The 13,068-nt window shown below is 74.7% G+C and carries 14 protein-coding genes; 5 read left to right on the forward strand and 9 right to left on the reverse strand.

The features are described from left to right. Window positions 1-99: 99 nt before the first annotated feature. On the reverse strand, window positions 100-747 hold the full coding sequence (locus J5Y04_RS01175; RefSeq protein WP_245203963.1) for a TetR/AcrR family transcriptional regulator: 648 nt from the start codon (window positions 745-747) through the stop codon (window positions 100-102). Window positions 748-850: 103 nt separating this feature from the next. Between J5Y04_RS01175 and J5Y04_RS01180 the strand changes: the two genes are divergently transcribed. From J5Y04_RS01180 to J5Y04_RS01190, 3 genes are all read left to right on the forward strand, one after another. Further along, window positions 851-1,912, forward strand: coding sequence for a carboxymuconolactone decarboxylase family protein (locus tag J5Y04_RS01180; RefSeq protein WP_209409081.1), 1,062 nt, complete (start codon window positions 851-853; stop codon window positions 1,910-1,912). Window positions 1,913-2,147: 235 nt separating this feature from the next. Then, window positions 2,148-3,257, forward strand: a complete 1,110-nt coding sequence (locus tag J5Y04_RS01185) for an FHA domain-containing protein (protein ID WP_209409084.1) — start codon at window positions 2,148-2,150, stop codon at window positions 3,255-3,257. A gap of 72 nt (window positions 3,258-3,329) precedes the next feature. After that, complete coding sequence (locus J5Y04_RS01190; RefSeq protein WP_209409087.1) at window positions 3,330-3,722, forward strand: hypothetical protein; 393 nt, start codon at window positions 3,330-3,332, stop codon at window positions 3,720-3,722. 68 nt (window positions 3,723-3,790) lie between these two features. On the opposite strand, the gene J5Y04_RS01195 is transcribed toward J5Y04_RS01190, so the two are convergent. Next, a complete protein-coding gene (locus J5Y04_RS01195; RefSeq protein ID WP_209409090.1) occupies window positions 3,791-4,450 on the reverse strand; it encodes a Pr6Pr family membrane protein in 660 nt (219 codons plus the stop codon). A gap of 231 nt (window positions 4,451-4,681) precedes the next feature. Between J5Y04_RS01195 and J5Y04_RS01200 the strand changes: the two genes are divergently transcribed. Further along, entirely contained in the window at window positions 4,682-5,212 is a 531-nt protein-coding gene (locus J5Y04_RS01200) for an SMI1/KNR4 family protein (RefSeq protein WP_209409093.1), read from the forward strand. 93 nt (window positions 5,213-5,305) lie between these two features. Here the strand turns inward: J5Y04_RS01200 and J5Y04_RS01205 are convergent, their stop codons facing one another. The 5 genes from J5Y04_RS01205 to J5Y04_RS01225 all read right to left on the reverse strand — a co-directional run bounded on the left by J5Y04_RS01205 (window position 5,306) and on the right by J5Y04_RS01225 (window position 9,234). After that, window positions 5,306-6,238 (reverse strand): phosphotriesterase, encoded by a 933-nt coding sequence (locus J5Y04_RS01205; protein WP_209409096.1) that lies wholly within the window; start codon window positions 6,236-6,238, stop codon window positions 5,306-5,308. Then, window positions 6,235-6,633, reverse strand: coding sequence for a carboxymuconolactone decarboxylase family protein (locus J5Y04_RS01210; RefSeq protein ID WP_148641772.1), 399 nt, complete (start codon window positions 6,631-6,633; stop codon window positions 6,235-6,237). Before J5Y04_RS01210 ends, J5Y04_RS01205 begins: the two co-directional genes overlap by 4 nt. Before the next feature lie 17 nt (window positions 6,634-6,650). After that, a complete protein-coding gene (locus J5Y04_RS01215; RefSeq protein ID WP_209409099.1) occupies window positions 6,651-7,241 on the reverse strand; it encodes a DUF4865 family protein in 591 nt (196 codons plus the stop codon). A gap of 141 nt (window positions 7,242-7,382) precedes the next feature. Beyond that, a complete protein-coding gene (locus J5Y04_RS01220; RefSeq protein ID WP_209409102.1) occupies window positions 7,383-7,949 on the reverse strand; it encodes a TetR/AcrR family transcriptional regulator in 567 nt (188 codons plus the stop codon). A gap of 265 nt (window positions 7,950-8,214) precedes the next feature. Beyond that, entirely contained in the window at window positions 8,215-9,234 is a 1,020-nt protein-coding gene (locus tag J5Y04_RS01225) for an LLM class flavin-dependent oxidoreductase (protein WP_209409105.1), read from the reverse strand. Between the two features lie 427 nt (window positions 9,235-9,661). On the opposite strand from J5Y04_RS01225, the gene J5Y04_RS01230 reads away from it, so the two are divergent. Continuing rightward, window positions 9,662-10,651, forward strand: a complete 990-nt coding sequence (locus J5Y04_RS01230; RefSeq protein WP_209409108.1) for an aldo/keto reductase — start codon at window positions 9,662-9,664, stop codon at window positions 10,649-10,651. Window positions 10,652-10,963: 312 nt separating this feature from the next. On the opposite strand, the gene J5Y04_RS01235 is transcribed toward J5Y04_RS01230, so the two are convergent. Beyond that, on the reverse strand, window positions 10,964-12,040 hold the full coding sequence (locus J5Y04_RS01235) for an LLM class flavin-dependent oxidoreductase (RefSeq protein WP_209409111.1): 1,077 nt from the start codon (window positions 12,038-12,040) through the stop codon (window positions 10,964-10,966). A 4-nt stretch (window positions 12,041-12,044) separates the two neighbouring features. Then, complete coding sequence (locus J5Y04_RS01240) at window positions 12,045-12,950, reverse strand: ABC transporter substrate-binding protein (protein ID WP_209409114.1); 906 nt, start codon at window positions 12,948-12,950, stop codon at window positions 12,045-12,047. Window positions 12,951-13,068 lie beyond the last annotated feature (118 nt).

Below are 13,068 nucleotides of genomic sequence, written 5' to 3' on the forward strand. Positions count from 1 at the left end.
GGCTCCGGCCCGGGCGCTCTCCGGACACCGGCGTACTGCGGCACCGACGGCGTCGGCACCCGCAGCCCCGGTCGACGGCGGTGCGCGCCGACCGCGGGTTCAGCCCAGTCCGCCGTGCCGGGCGGCCGCCAGGGCCGCGGTCACGGCACGGTCGGCGGCCGCGTCGTCGACCGGCTCGGCAGTGATGAGCACCCGGAAGTAGAGCGGCGCGGCGAGGGCCTTGATGACCGCGGCCGGGTCGGTGCCGGCGGGCAGTTCCCCGCGCCCGAGGGCCCGGGTGACGATCGGCTCGGCCCGCCGCAGCCGGTCGTCGAAGATCCGCGACCGGACCTCGGCGATGCCCGGCGCCTGGGCGCCCTCCGAGAGCATCACCGCGAGCACCGCCGCACCGGACGGCCCGCGCAGCCAGGCGGCCAGGCCGCGGGCGAGGAGCCGCAGGTCGCCCTCGACCGTGCCGGTGTCCGGGATCGGGATGTCCGCCGCGATCTGCCCGGCCAGGGCGTCGACGATCAGGGCGTCCCGGTCCTTCCAGCGCCGGTAGACCGTGGTCTTGTGGACGCCGGCCCGGCGGGCGACGGCGTCGACGGTGAGCCCGGCGTAGCGCAGCTCGGCGAGTTCGGCGAGCGTCGCGGCCAGGACGGCCGCCCGCACCTTCTCGCCCCGCCCGACCGTCGGCCGCCGGTCCGCTCCCGGGGCGCGGCCGTCGTCGGAGGCGTGGGGCCGGGAGGGCAGGGGATCGGGATTCATTGCAACTCCTGGTTGCGTTACGGCTGCCAGCGTGACACGCTCAGCGTATCGCAACCAGGAGTTGCGTTACACCTCAGGCATCGCCACCAGGAGGGGAACGCGCATGTCCAGGCCCTACCGCCACACCACCCCCGTCCCGAAGAAGTCCGCCACCGGCCGGGTCGCCGCCGTGTACGCGCAGATGGCGACCGACTTCCTGCTGGACGACGGTCCCCTGATGAGCCTCTCCCCCGCCCCCGACGTGCTGGCCGGCACCTGGGCGCTGCTGCGCGAGGCGGAGATCGTCGGCACCGCCGCGCGCGCCGACAAGGAGGCCGTGGCGAGCGCCGTCTCGCTGGCCAACCGCTGCCCGTTCTGCACCGAGGCGCACGCCCTGCTCGCCCACGGCGCCGGGGACCACGACCTCGCCGAGGCCGCCCGGGCCGGCCGCACCCCGGAGGACCGGCGGCAGGCCGCGCTGCTCGCCTGGGCGGCCGCCACCCGCTCCCCCGGCAGCCCGGACCTGGCGCGGCCGCCGTTCCCCGCCGACCAGACGCCCGAGTTCGTCGGGACGGCGCTGGCCACCCACTTCATCAACCGGATGGTGACCTCGCTGCTCGACGAACAGGCGCTGCTGCCGAGCGCACTGCGCCGCTCGCAGTACGTCCGACGGGCCACCGCCCTGGCCATCGGGCGCGTCGCCCGGGTCAGCCCCGAGCCCGGGGCCGGCCTGACCGTGCTCGCCGGGCCCGTCCCCGCCGGCCCCGCACCCGCCTGGGCCGGGGAGGGCCCGGTCGGCCCCGCCTACCTGGCCCTGCGGGCCGCCGCCTCGGCCGGCGGCGAACTGCTCGGCGAGGCCGGCCGGGCCGCCGTGCTCGACGCGGTGGCCGCCTGGGACGGCGGCCACCCGCCGCTGGGCGGCGACCCGGTCGGGCGGGAGGTCGGCGCCGACCTCCCGCCCGTCGAACGGCCGGCCGCCCGGCTCGCACTGCTGGCCGCGCTGGCGCCGTACCGGATCACGGAGGCGGACGTGGCGGCGTGGCGCGCTGCGGCCGGGGGCGGGGGCCAGGGCGAGGGGCGCGGAGACGGCGAGCTGACCAGGGTGCTGGCGTTCGGGGCGATCACGGCCACCACGCGGGTGGAGTCCTGGATCGTCGCCGGGGCACGCGCGGAATCCCCCGCGTAGCCGGCGGCGCGGCGCCCGCGCTGGTCGGCCGGGGCCTCCCGGGCGGGCGGGCCGCCGGGCGCGGGAGCGGTCCGACGGCCGCACTTCGTGGGATCGCGGCCCGCCGGGGCTGTTCCGCGGAGGTGGAGGTGGACTTTACTGGAAGGGAAGGCACCCGAGCCGGCGGGCAGGCGGATCATCGCCACCGCCGGTGGTTCAGCGGTTCCGCCGTTCCCACCCGGCAGGAGGTCATGCCATGAGCCCGCCTTCGCAGCAGCAGGCCTTACCGCGCCTCGTCGTCGACAATCCGGGCCGGCTCCGGGGGCAGGTCTTCGTCCTCGCCGACCAGCCGATGCTGGTCGGCCGGGACTCCGAATGCCAGATCCACGTCGGCGAGCCCGGCGTCAGCCGGCGCCACGCCGTGGTGTGGCGCTCCGGCGGTCACACCACCGTCGAGGACCTGGCCTCCACCAACGGCACCCGGCTGAACGGCCACCCGGTCTTCGGGCAGCAGGAGGTGCACACCGGGGACGTCCTGGACTTCGGCCCGTTCGAGGTCCACTACGAGGAGCCGCGCGACAGCGGCGCCACCGTCCCCGGGCTGGGCGCGACGGGGCCGACGGCCAGCTTCCGGACCGTCGCGCCGCCCCCGCCGGGGACGCCGTCCCCGCCCTGGGAGCCGCCACGGCCTCCGCCGCAACAGTCGGCGCGGCAGTCCGCGCAGCAGTCGGCACAGGAGTCGGCACAACGGGCGGCAGCGGCGCAGCAGGCGGCAGCCCAGCAGGCGGCGGCGCAACAGGCGGCCCAACAGGCAGCGGCCCAACAGGCAGCGGCTCAGCAGGCGGCGCAGCAGGCGGCAGCCCAGCAGGCAGCGGGCCGGCGGTCGGCGCAGCCGCCGCCGAGGGCGCAGCCGCCACCTGGGTCCGGGCCCCGCTTCGACGTGGGGCAGCAGGAGGCCGAAAACGTCAACAACGTCGCCAGGGACCAGTACAACTACGTGATGCAGGAGCGGCGGGACAGCTTCTTCCGCGAGATCGCCGCCACCCGCACCCGGGCACGGCACCTGATCCTCACCGGGTTCCTGGCCTTCGTGGTCGGCGGCGGGGTCTACGGGTGGGCGTTGGTGAGCTTCATCGTCCGGACCAACAACGCCGCGCAGTCCGGGAACCCGAACTTCACCGTGCCCGACCTGCTCGGGCCGAAGGTGGGCGGCGTGCCCGTCGGGGCCATCGGCTTCGCCGTGGCCGCGATCGGCGTCGTCCTGCTGGTCGTCGGCATCGTCCTGCACATCGTGACGACCTCGCGGCGGCGCCGCTTCGAGGAGGACGAGTCGCGCCGGCTCAGCATGCCGCCACCGCCGCGCTGAGTGCACCGCGGCACCGGCTGCGGCACCGACCGGTTCGGGCCGCCGCATCGAGTCTCACCACGGGAGGCCGTCGTGGTCTTCAACATCGGCAACCAACAGGGCGGCGTGATCAACAACGTCGCCGGCGACCAGACCGTCCACGGCGGCCAGTCGGGCCACCTCACGGTGGACGGGCAGGACGTACGCGACCTGGTCGGCGAACTCCGGACGGCCGTCGAGCAGGCGCAGCTGCCGCCGGCGGTGGCGCCCGAGGTCCGGGCCGAGCTCGACTCGCTGGACGCGGAGGTCGCCCGGCCGGAGCCGGAACGCGAGGCGGTGGCGGGCCGCCTGACCCGGATCACCCGGCTGCTCACGTCGGCCGGCGCCCTCGTCGCCGCCGGCACCGGACTGCTCGGACCGCTCTCCGCGCTGGCGGGCTGGCTGGGCGCCCTGGGACAACCGATCCTGCACGCCCTCGGGGGCTGAGGCCGGCGCGGGGTCGGCCAGATCGGCCGGGCGCGGCAGCGGGTCAGGCCGGCCGGGCGCGGGGCGGGTCAGGCCGGCCGGGCGTGGGCGCGGCGGCCGGTCGGCGCCGCGCCGCTGCGGGCGGCCCGGCGGTCGGCGAGGGCGTTGCCGGCCCGGAGCAGCGCCGCCCCGACCAGGACGAAGGCCCCCGTCATCAGGAAGGAGGCGCCGGCCACCCGGCAGTAGCCGTTCGGGAGGGCGGGGTCGAGGAAGGGGTAGGGGTACCAGTCGATCAAGTAGCCGCGGACCATCGTGTAGGCGAGGTACAGGAGCGGGAAGGCCATCCAGCCGGCCGCCTGGACCGGACGGATGCGGCGCTCCGGCGGGTCGGCCAGCCAGTCGGCGAGCACCACGGCCGGCATGAGCTGCTGCAGCACGTGACCGACCCAGGGGATCATGACGGCCTCGGGGTAGCTCGCCAGCCCCAGCCCGTAGAAGATCCCGGTGATGGTCATGCAGAGCACCACCCCGCCCCGTACCACGCCGGGCACGGGACGCCGGCCCGTCAGACCCGCCCAGCCGCCGAACAGCAGGACGACCACCGCGGCCATGTTGCTCAGGTTGGTGAAGTAGTTGAAGTAGTTCACCACCCCGACGACGCCGGTCGCGGCATGGTAGCCGGCGAAGCCGAGCGCGACCGAGGAGAGGACGGCGAAGGCGATCCTGGTGGGGGCGAGCCATCGGTGCATCGTCGGATCCGCCTCTCCGCCGGGGGCGTCGTGGTGCTGCCGGGTGCCGGGGTCTCGTACCAGCGGGTCGCCCCGGTAGCACGTCCTCAGATTCAAACCCCGGCGCGGGCATCCGGCCACCGGGCCGGACGGGCCGGCAGTGGCGGCGGCGGTCGCGGTCGGCGGTGTCGGTCGCGGTCGGCGGTGTCGGTCGCGGTCGGCGGTGTCGGTGGCGGGCAGTAGCGTGCGGGCATGATCGAGACGACCGGTGACGACCGCACCTTCCCGCCCGCCCTGGCCGAGGTGGCCAGGGTGGAGTTCGAGTACGGCGACGACGGCGAGGGCGTCGACTTCGAGCCGTACGACGCCTTCGACTCCGCCGAGGAGACGACTCACTGGATCCGGTGCTGGACCGGCAACCAGGAGCTCGACGGTGACGCCTACCGGGTCTTCGGGCAGGACGGTACGGGCGGTCTGGCCGCCCTCTGGCTGGTGCGGCCGGGGCGCCCGCTCGCGGAGCAGCCGGTGGTGTTCCTGGGTTCCGAGGGCGAGAGCGGCGTGGCCGCCGGGAGCCTCTCCGACTTCCTCTGGGTGCTGGCCGACGGCCTCGGCCCGCTGGAGGCCGCCGTCGACGGTGAGCGGGACGCCCGCCCGGACGCCGCCCTGGCCGCGCTCGCCGCGCGCCACGCGACCACGCCGCGCCGGCCCGCCCGCGAGATCATCACGGAGGCGCAGGCCGAGTTCGCGACCTTCTCGGAGGACCTCGACGCCCTCTGCCGCTGACCGACCGGTCGGGTCCGGCGGCTCCGGCGGGTCCGGTGACTCGGGCGGGTCCGGTGACTCGGGCGGGTCGAACCCGCCGAACCGTCCGGACGGTCAGGACGTCCAGGTCACGGCCAGCGCCCTCGCCGGGTTGGCCGTCAGGAGGAGCCGGGGCAGCTCGGGGCCGAATTCGCGGGCGAGGCGCGGGGCGAGGGCGGTCAGGAGGTGCGTCGGGCCGGGGGCGTGCCGGGCGCTGCGGGTGGTGGTGTCGCCGCCCAGGAGGAGCTGCGGCGCGTGGCCCGCCTCCACCAGCGCGGCGATGGTGTCGAACAGGTGGTGGTCGGTGGCGTGGTGGGCGCGCGAGGGTCCGTCCAGGGCCAGGTACGCGCCGGACGCGGCGAGGTGCCGGTGCAGCCGCAGGTCGGGGAGGCGGTTGAGGTGGCCGAGGATCACCCGCTGGGGCGGCACGCCGAACCGGCCGCAGAGCAGGTCCAGGACGTCGGACGCCGCGGTGCCGAGTTCGTGGTGCACGGCGATCGGGGCGCCGGTGGCGTGGTGGGCCTCGGCCGCGGCCTCCATCACGCGGCGGGTGTGGTCACCGAGGCCGTGGTAGTCGCCGGCCACCTTGATGAGGCCGGCCCGGACGCCGGCGGGCGCTCCGCGCAGCCCGGTGGTCAGCTCGGCCGTGAACAGCCCGGCGAGCCCCTCGTACAGCGCGTCGAGGACGGCGGGTTCGTAGTGGACGGCCTGGTGCAGACCGGTGGCCGCGACCAGGTGGACGCCGGTCGCGCGGGAGAGGCCGGCGAGGGCGTCCCCGCCACGCCCCATGCCGTGCGGGGTCCACTGGACGAACGCCCGGCCCCCGGCCGCCGCGAAGGCGCGCAGGACCTGCTCGGCCGCGGCCGGGTCGTCCAGCTCCTCGCCGGGGAGGCGGGGGCTGCGCAGGAAGAGGTGGTCGTGGGCGTCGCAGACGCCGAGTTCGGCGGGGTCGAGGTCGCCGAGGACGGTGCGGACCGTCGCTGCGCCCGGAGTGGCGGCGGCGGTCACGAGGACTCCGCGAAGGTCGTGGCGGCGACGCGCAGGCCGGCCAGCGCCTTCGGCACGCCGACGTAGGGCGCCAGGTGGACCATCACCTCGGTGATCTCCTCCCGGGTGACACCGATCCGCAGGCTGTTGCGGACGTGGTCGGCGAGCTGCGGTTCGACGCCGCCGAGGGCCGTGAGGGCGGCCAGGTTGGCGATCTGACGGTCGCGCAGGGCGAGGCCCGGCCGCTGGTAGGTGCCGCCGAAGAGGCTGGTGACGATCCAGTCGGGGAAGCCGGGCGCGAGTTCGTCCAGGCCCTTCAGGGTGGCGGCCTGCGTCTGCGGGCCGGCGAGTTCGTCCAGCAGGGCGTACCCGGCGGCGCGGTCCAGCGGGGCGGGGGTCAGCGCGGTGGAGTCCATCGGGAGGGGAGGTCCTTTCACCAGTGGCGGCCGGCGGGCAGCCGGTCGAGTTCGGGGTCGGCCAGGTGCAGCACCTCGTAGCGGGTGCCGGTCGGCTCGATGTCGGATTCGGCCCGGGGGCCGGGTCCGGACCAGAGGGCGATGCGCAGCAGCTCCCAACGGCCGGGGTCGACGGCGACGGCCGCCGTGTGCAGGTCGGGGTGGTCGGGCAGTGCGGCGAGGGCTGCCTCGACGGCCTCCGCCGGGTCGGTGCTCTCCGGGATGCGTTCGAGGTGGCGGACGGCGGTGACCGGGGTGTCCCGGGCGGGGCCGCGGCGCAGTCCGGTGCCGAGCCAGTGCCGGACGGCGGGGCGGCCGAAGTCCGCGCTCAGACCGCGGAACCCCGGGCCCCAGAGGAAGCTGTTCATGCCTTCCGGGGTGCGCCAGAGGTAGAACGGGGCGTACTCGTTGACGGGAGAGCCCGCCCGGCCGCGCTCGCGGACCAGGAAGGCCTTGAGGCCGAGGCCGGGGAAGTCGTCGAGCAGGTGTCCCTTGTCGGCGACCCGCCTGCGGATGATCCCCATGTCGTAGTCGGCGGGGAGGCTGATCTCGTACTGCATGGCGTGCACGGGTGGTCCCCCTGGATCAGGGCAGCCAGGCTCCGGGCCGGCTGCTCCGGCCGACGTGTCAGGCTGCGCGGTGGACGTCTCGGGCCGCGCGGTGGGCGCTCCGGCTGCGCGGTCGGCGCCTCGGACCGTGCGGCGGCCGCCTCAGAGCGTGCGGTGGGCGGCGAGCAGGCCGAGGGCGCCGCGGACGGCCTGTTCGAACGGCTCGGCCGTGCCGGCGGCGCGGGCGAGCACGTAGCCGCCCTGGACGACGGCGACGATGGCGGCGGCGGTGTCGGCCGGGTCGGCGGCGGGCGTGAGTTCGCCGGTGGCCTGACCCTCCGCGACGACCTCGGCGAGGCGGCCGCGCAGCCAGTCGAAGATCTCCTCGACGGGCGCGCGCAGCTGCGGGTCGGCGATGACGTCCGGATCCTGGGCCATCCGCCCCATCCGGCAGCCGCGCAGTACCTCGCGTTCGCGGTGCAGGTAGGAGGCGATCCGGTCGTAGGCGGTGCCGGGTCCGGCCAGGTCGGCCTCGGCGATGGCGCGCAGCTGCCCGGCGCTGCGGCGCAGGGCGGCCGCGGCGAGGTCGGGCTTGCCGGTGAAGTGGTGGTACATACTGCCCTGGCCGACGCCGGCGCGCTGCTGGATGGCCTTGGGGCTGGTGCCGACGTAGCCGCGTTCCCAGAGGAGTTCCTGGGTGCTCTCGATGAGGCGGTCCTGGGTTGCCATGCGGATCACTGTACATACCTGTAGGTACAGATGTACATACCAGTAGGTACAGAATCCTCAGCGGCCCGCGGGACGCGGACGGGCCGTGGGCCGCCCCCCGGCGGTCCACGACCCTGCGTGATCACCGTCCCCCGGAACGGAGCACGGCATTCACCGCAGGACGGTGGCGCGCGTCACCCCGGGGAGCCACCCGGGCGGCGGGGCGGGCCGAAGTCCGGACACCGGACTGCACGTTCGGACGTCGGCCCGTCAGACGCCTTGGCCTTCAGGGCAGTTCGCGGCGGATCACCGGGGCGACCTCGCTCGCGAACAGCTCCAACTGCTCGTGCTGCACCTCCTCGGTGAGCGAGTCCACCCCGATGCCGACCACCTCGTTGCCGAAGGCCTCGTGGTAGCGGTGGATCTTCTCGATCACCTGCTGCGGACTGCCGACCAGCGCCGACCCCCGTTCCAGCGCGTCCTCCAGCGAGGCGAACGGCGAGTTGTTGTGCCTGCCCGCCGCGGAGTTGAACAGCGCGTCCCAGTACGGGCGGAACCCCTCGACGGCGTCCTGCGAACGCCTGGCGATGAACAGGCCGCCGAAGCCGGTACCGACCCTGGCATCCTTCGGGTCGTGGCCGTAGTGCTCCCAGCGCTCGCGGTAGTGGTCGACCAGTACCTTGTACTTCGCCAACGGGTGAAAGGAGTTGGCGGAGAACAGCGGGTCGCCGTAGCGGGCCGCGAGGTCGGTGGACTGCTCGCTGGTCGCGCTGCCGTGCCAGACCGGGATCGGGTCCTGCAAAGGGCGCGGCGAGGTGGTGACCTCCTTGAGCGGCGGCCGGGTGCTCCCCTCCCAGCTCACCTTCTCCTCCCGCCAGAGCCGGTGCAGCAGGCCGTAGTTCTCGGCCAGCGCGTCCCACTGCCGCTCCTCCGGCAGGCCGAACAGGTCGAAGTGGCGCGGGTCGTTGCCCTTGCCGATGATCAGTTCGAGCCGGCCGCCGGAGAGTTGGTCCAGTACCGCGTAGTCCTCGGCGACCCGGACCGGGTCGAGGATGCTGAGTACGGTGACGGTGGTGAAGAGCCGGATGGTGGACGTCCGGGCGGCGATGGCGCTGAGCAGCACGGGCGGTGCCGGGGAGAGGAACGGCTCACCGTGCCGCTCCCCCACCCCGTAGCCGTCGAAGCCGAGCCGTTCGGCGGTGACGGCCTGGTCGATGACGTTGTGCAGCTTCTCGTACGGGGTGCGCTGCACGCCGGTGACGGGGTCGGGTCCATTGGCGACGAGGGACGAGACGGTGAACCGCATGCGGTCTCCTTGCGGGGCGTTCGGTGGCCGGAGGGGCCGTGACGTTGGCCGTGGGGCGCTCGGTGGCCGGGGCGTCCGACGGCCTGCGGGGGCGTTCGGGGAGGGGTCGGCCCCGCAGGCGTGCAGCGGGGCCGGGGCGACGGCGGTGACCCGGCGGAGCGCCCGGGACACGGCTGCGCTCGCACGGGGGCAGCACCGGGGCGGGATGACGCGGATTCGGCTCTCGGGCGGTGTCAGCGCGAGGCGGGGCGCGGGCCGTGCGGGCTGCGGGGGCTGTCGGAACGACAACAGCGCAGGGACGCGGCGGACTCGGACATCACCGCTCCCCCCTTCGCCTCGCACACACACGATCCACCGCGAGCTTATGCACCGGCCACGAGCGGGGCAAGGGCTTGATACGGGCCGCCGGACTGGCAGGATGTCCGGCATGACCTACCTCGCCGCGGATGACCGCTATGCCTCGATGACCTACCGCCGGGCCGGCCGCAGTGGCGTTCAGCTGCCCGCCGTCTCGCTGGGTCTGTGGCACAACTTCGGTGACACCCAGCCGCTGGACGTCCAGCGGGCGGTCCTGCGCCGCGCCTTCGACCGGGGCATCACCCACTTCGACCTGGCGAACAACTACGGCCCGCCGTACGGCAGTGCCGAGCGCAACTTCGGCTACCTGTTCGCGCAGGACTTCCGCCCGTACCGGGACGAGATGTTCATCGCCAGCAAGGCCGGCTACGACATGTGGCCGGGCCCGTACGGCGACGGCGGCAGCCGCAAGTACCTGCTGGCCAGCCTCGACCAGTCGCTGGGCCGGATGGGCCTGGACTACGTGGACGTCTTCTACTCGCACCGCTACGACCCGGCCACTCCCCTCGAGGAGACGATGGGCGCGCTGGACACGGCGGTGCGCTCGGGGCGGGCCCTGTACGCCGGCATCTCCAACTACCCGGCGGAGCAGCACCGCGAGGCGGTGGCGATCCTGCGCGAGCTGGGCACGCCGGTCCTGATGAACCAGTGTGCGTACTCCGTCCTCAACCGGTACGTGGAGGACGGCGTACTGGATGCGGTCGGCGAGACGCAGACCAGCCTGATCGCCTACTCCCCGCTCGCCCAGGGCCTGTTGACCGACCGCTACCTCTCCGGCGAGGTGCCGGCGGGGTCGCGGATGTCGGTCGGGCACTTCCTCAAGGAGGAGGCGCTGACCGGGCCGAAGCTGGAGCAGCTGCGGGCCCTGAGCAAGGTCGCCGAGCGGCGCGGGCAGACCCTCGCACAGCTGGCGCTGTCCTGGGTGCTGCGGGACGAGCGGGTGGTGTCGGTGATCATCGGCGCCAGCAGCGTCACCCAGCTGGACCAGAACATCGACGCGCTGAACGGTGGCCCGCTGACCGCCGAGGAGCTCGCGGAGATCGACGCGCTGAGCCGGTGAGGTGCTGAGGCCGCGAGGCGCCGAGGCGGGCGGTCGGCGGCGAGGCGCCGCGGCGCGCGCGGCGTGCGTGCGTGCGGTGCACCGCGTGCAGTGTGCGGTGCGCGGTGCGCGGTGCGGCCCGGGGGATTCCGGGCCGCACCGCACGCCGTGACCTGTGGGGCTTCGGGGCGTTGTACCGTCCGCACACGTCCTTCGAGACTCCGGGAGCCCCCGTGCGGACGATCCTCCTGCGCGCCCTGGCCCGCTTCGCCCGTCAGCTGGCGCTGACCTCGCCGGTGCCGTTCCCGATGCTGCCGGGCACGCCCCCGCGCGCTACCGGCGATTGATCCCCAGCGCGGGCAGCAGCGTCTCCGCCACCCGGTGGGCCTCTTCGAGCAGCGGGTTGCCGGAGAGGATGAAGGTGTCCACCCCGAGCGACTCGAACTCCTGGAGGCGCTCGACCACCTGGGCGGTGGACCCGACCACCGCGGTGCCCGGTCCGGGCCGGAACAGGCTCATGCCGGGCCAGAGGTTCGGGTGGCTCTCCAACTCCCGGGCCCGCGCCGGGACCCTGCCGCCGTGCTGGCGGAACTGGCGCTGCCAGCCGACCCCGTCCTCCCCCTCGGCGCCGCCGAGCCGTCGGGCGTACGTCGCCTCGCTGGTGACGTCGAGCAGGCGGTCGGCGGCGGCCCAGGCCTCGTCCTCGGTGTCGCGGACGATCAGGTGCAGCCGCAGCCCGATCCGCAGGCTGCGCCCGTACGCGGCGGCGCGCTCGCGGACCAGGTCCAGCTTCTCCTTGAGCAGGTGCGGCGGTTCGCCCCAGGTGAGGTAGACGTCCACGTGCTCGGCGGCCATCTCGATGCCGGCCGCCGAACTGCCTCCGAACCAGAGCGGGATACCACCCGGCTGCACCGGGGCGAGCTCGCGCAGGCTCGCCCCCGCGTTCTTCAGGTCGTAGAACTCGCCCTTGTGGTCGAAGACTTCACCGGCGGTGAGCCGCTTCACGATGGACCAGTACTCGCCGCTGAGCCGGTAACGGTCGTCGTGCTCGACGTCCAGCCCGTACTCCCGCAGCTGCGCGGTCGAGCCGTTGACCACGTTGAAGCGCAGCCGGCCGCCGTGCAGGTGGTCGAAGCTCAGCGCCATCTTGGCCAGCAGGGTGGGCGAGATCAGCCCGGGGTGGACGGCCAGCAGCGGTTTGAACGCCGGGGTGGTCGCGGCCGCGAGGGCGTTGCCGAGATCCCAGACGTCGTAGAGGTCGGTCGCCAGCAGTGCGCCGGTGTAGCCCAACCGCTCGACGCTGCCGGCGAGTTGCTGGAGGTAGCGGAGGTCGACCGGGCGGCAGCCGGCCGGCTCCCACGGGTAGTGGCCCTCACGCGGGATGATGTACCAGAGGACTTCGGAGGCCATCGGTTCAGACCGCCCTGGCGATCGCGGCGGCCACCGGGGCCTCCAGGGCAGGCAGATGGGCGTCGGCGACGGTCACCGGACGCTCGATGAAACCGACGCCGTGGAAGATGTCCGCGGCCTCCTGCTGCTCGGCGACGAACCCGGCGGTGGCGGGCTCCAGTTGCCAGGGCAGCGCGGCCAGCGCGGTGCGCCAGTCCTCGGCCGTGCCGCCCAGGTCGGCGGCGGCGATCGCGGCCGCCTCGGCCAGGTTGGCAGCCACCCAGGCGTCCGCCCGGCGCAGCGCGGCGCCGATCGCGGCGACCACCTCGGGGCGGTCGGCGGCGAAGTCCCGGCGGGTGAAGAACACCGAGCGGTCGGTGATCACGTCACCCGTGCGGACCAGCTCTCGGAAGCCGCCGTCCCGGCGGGCGGCGGCCAGTTCGGCGCCCTGGGCGATCCATCCGGCGATCTCGCCGTCGCGCAGCCGCTGCGCCTGGTCCTCACCGGCGGCCGGACGGACGGGGGTGACGTCGGTCGCGTAGGAGAGGCCCTCGGCGTGCAGGGCCTTGGCGAGCAGGTGGGTCTGCCAGGAGCCGACCCCGAGCACGACGGTGCCGCCCTTGAGGTCGGCGACGGACCGCACCGGGCCGTCGGCACGGACCAGCAGCGCGCCGTGGTCCGGGCGGGGCGCGGAGACCGCCGCGTACACCAGGTCGTGGCCGGCGGCCTGGGCGGTGACCGGCGGGGTGGAGCCGGTGCCGCCGAAGTCGATGGTGCCGTCGGCGAGCAGGGCCCCGGTGCGGGTGCCGTCGGCGTAGTGGTGGAAGGCGCCGGTCTCGCCGAGCGGGGCCAGTTCCTCGTTCAGGTGGTCCAGCCGGGAGAGGTAGTAGAGCGAGGGGTTGCTGGCGTGGACGCCGAGGGTGATGGCCATGGTGAACTCCAGTGCGGGTGGCGGGGTTTGGCGGCTGCTTCGTCGGGCGGCCGGTGGTCGGCAGGTCGGGCCTCGGGTGGGGTCGGGCGTCGGGTTGGGGTCGGGCGTCGCGTGGGGT

The sequence above is a fragment of the Kitasatospora sp. RG8 genome (genome assembly GCF_017813315.1).
GTDB lineage: Bacteria > Actinomycetota > Actinomycetes > Streptomycetales > Streptomycetaceae > Kitasatospora.

Bases quoted from the DNA above. Each gene is read 5' to 3' on its own strand.
- J5Y04_RS01240 (WP_209409114.1), bottom strand. From the start codon at position 12,950: ATGGCCATCACCCTCGGCGTCCACGCCAGCAACCCCTCGCTCTACTAC.
- J5Y04_RS01225 (WP_209409105.1), bottom strand. From the start codon at position 9,234: ATGCGGTTCACCGTCTCGTCCCTCGTCGCCAATGGACCCGACCCCGTC.
- J5Y04_RS01210 (WP_148641772.1), bottom strand. From the start codon at position 6,633: ATGGACTCCACCGCGCTGACCCCCGCCCCGCTGGACCGCGCCGCCGGG.
- J5Y04_RS01175 (WP_245203963.1), bottom strand. From the start codon at position 747: ATGAATCCCGATCCCCTGCCCTCCCGGCCCCACGCCTCCGACGACGGC.
- J5Y04_RS01185 (WP_209409084.1), top strand. From the start codon at position 2,148: ATGAGCCCGCCTTCGCAGCAGCAGGCCTTACCGCGCCTCGTCGTCGAC.
- J5Y04_RS01235 (WP_209409111.1), bottom strand. From the start codon at position 12,040: ATGGCCTCCGAAGTCCTCTGGTACATCATCCCGCGTGAGGGCCACTAC.
- J5Y04_RS01220 (WP_209409102.1), bottom strand. From the start codon at position 7,949: ATGGCAACCCAGGACCGCCTCATCGAGAGCACCCAGGAACTCCTCTGG.
- J5Y04_RS01200 (WP_209409093.1), top strand. From the start codon at position 4,682: ATGATCGAGACGACCGGTGACGACCGCACCTTCCCGCCCGCCCTGGCC.
- J5Y04_RS01230 (WP_209409108.1), top strand. From the start codon at position 9,662: ATGACCTACCTCGCCGCGGATGACCGCTATGCCTCGATGACCTACCGC.
- J5Y04_RS01180 (WP_209409081.1), top strand. From the start codon at position 851: ATGTCCAGGCCCTACCGCCACACCACCCCCGTCCCGAAGAAGTCCGCC.
- J5Y04_RS01195 (WP_209409090.1), bottom strand. From the start codon at position 4,450: ATGCACCGATGGCTCGCCCCCACCAGGATCGCCTTCGCCGTCCTCTCC.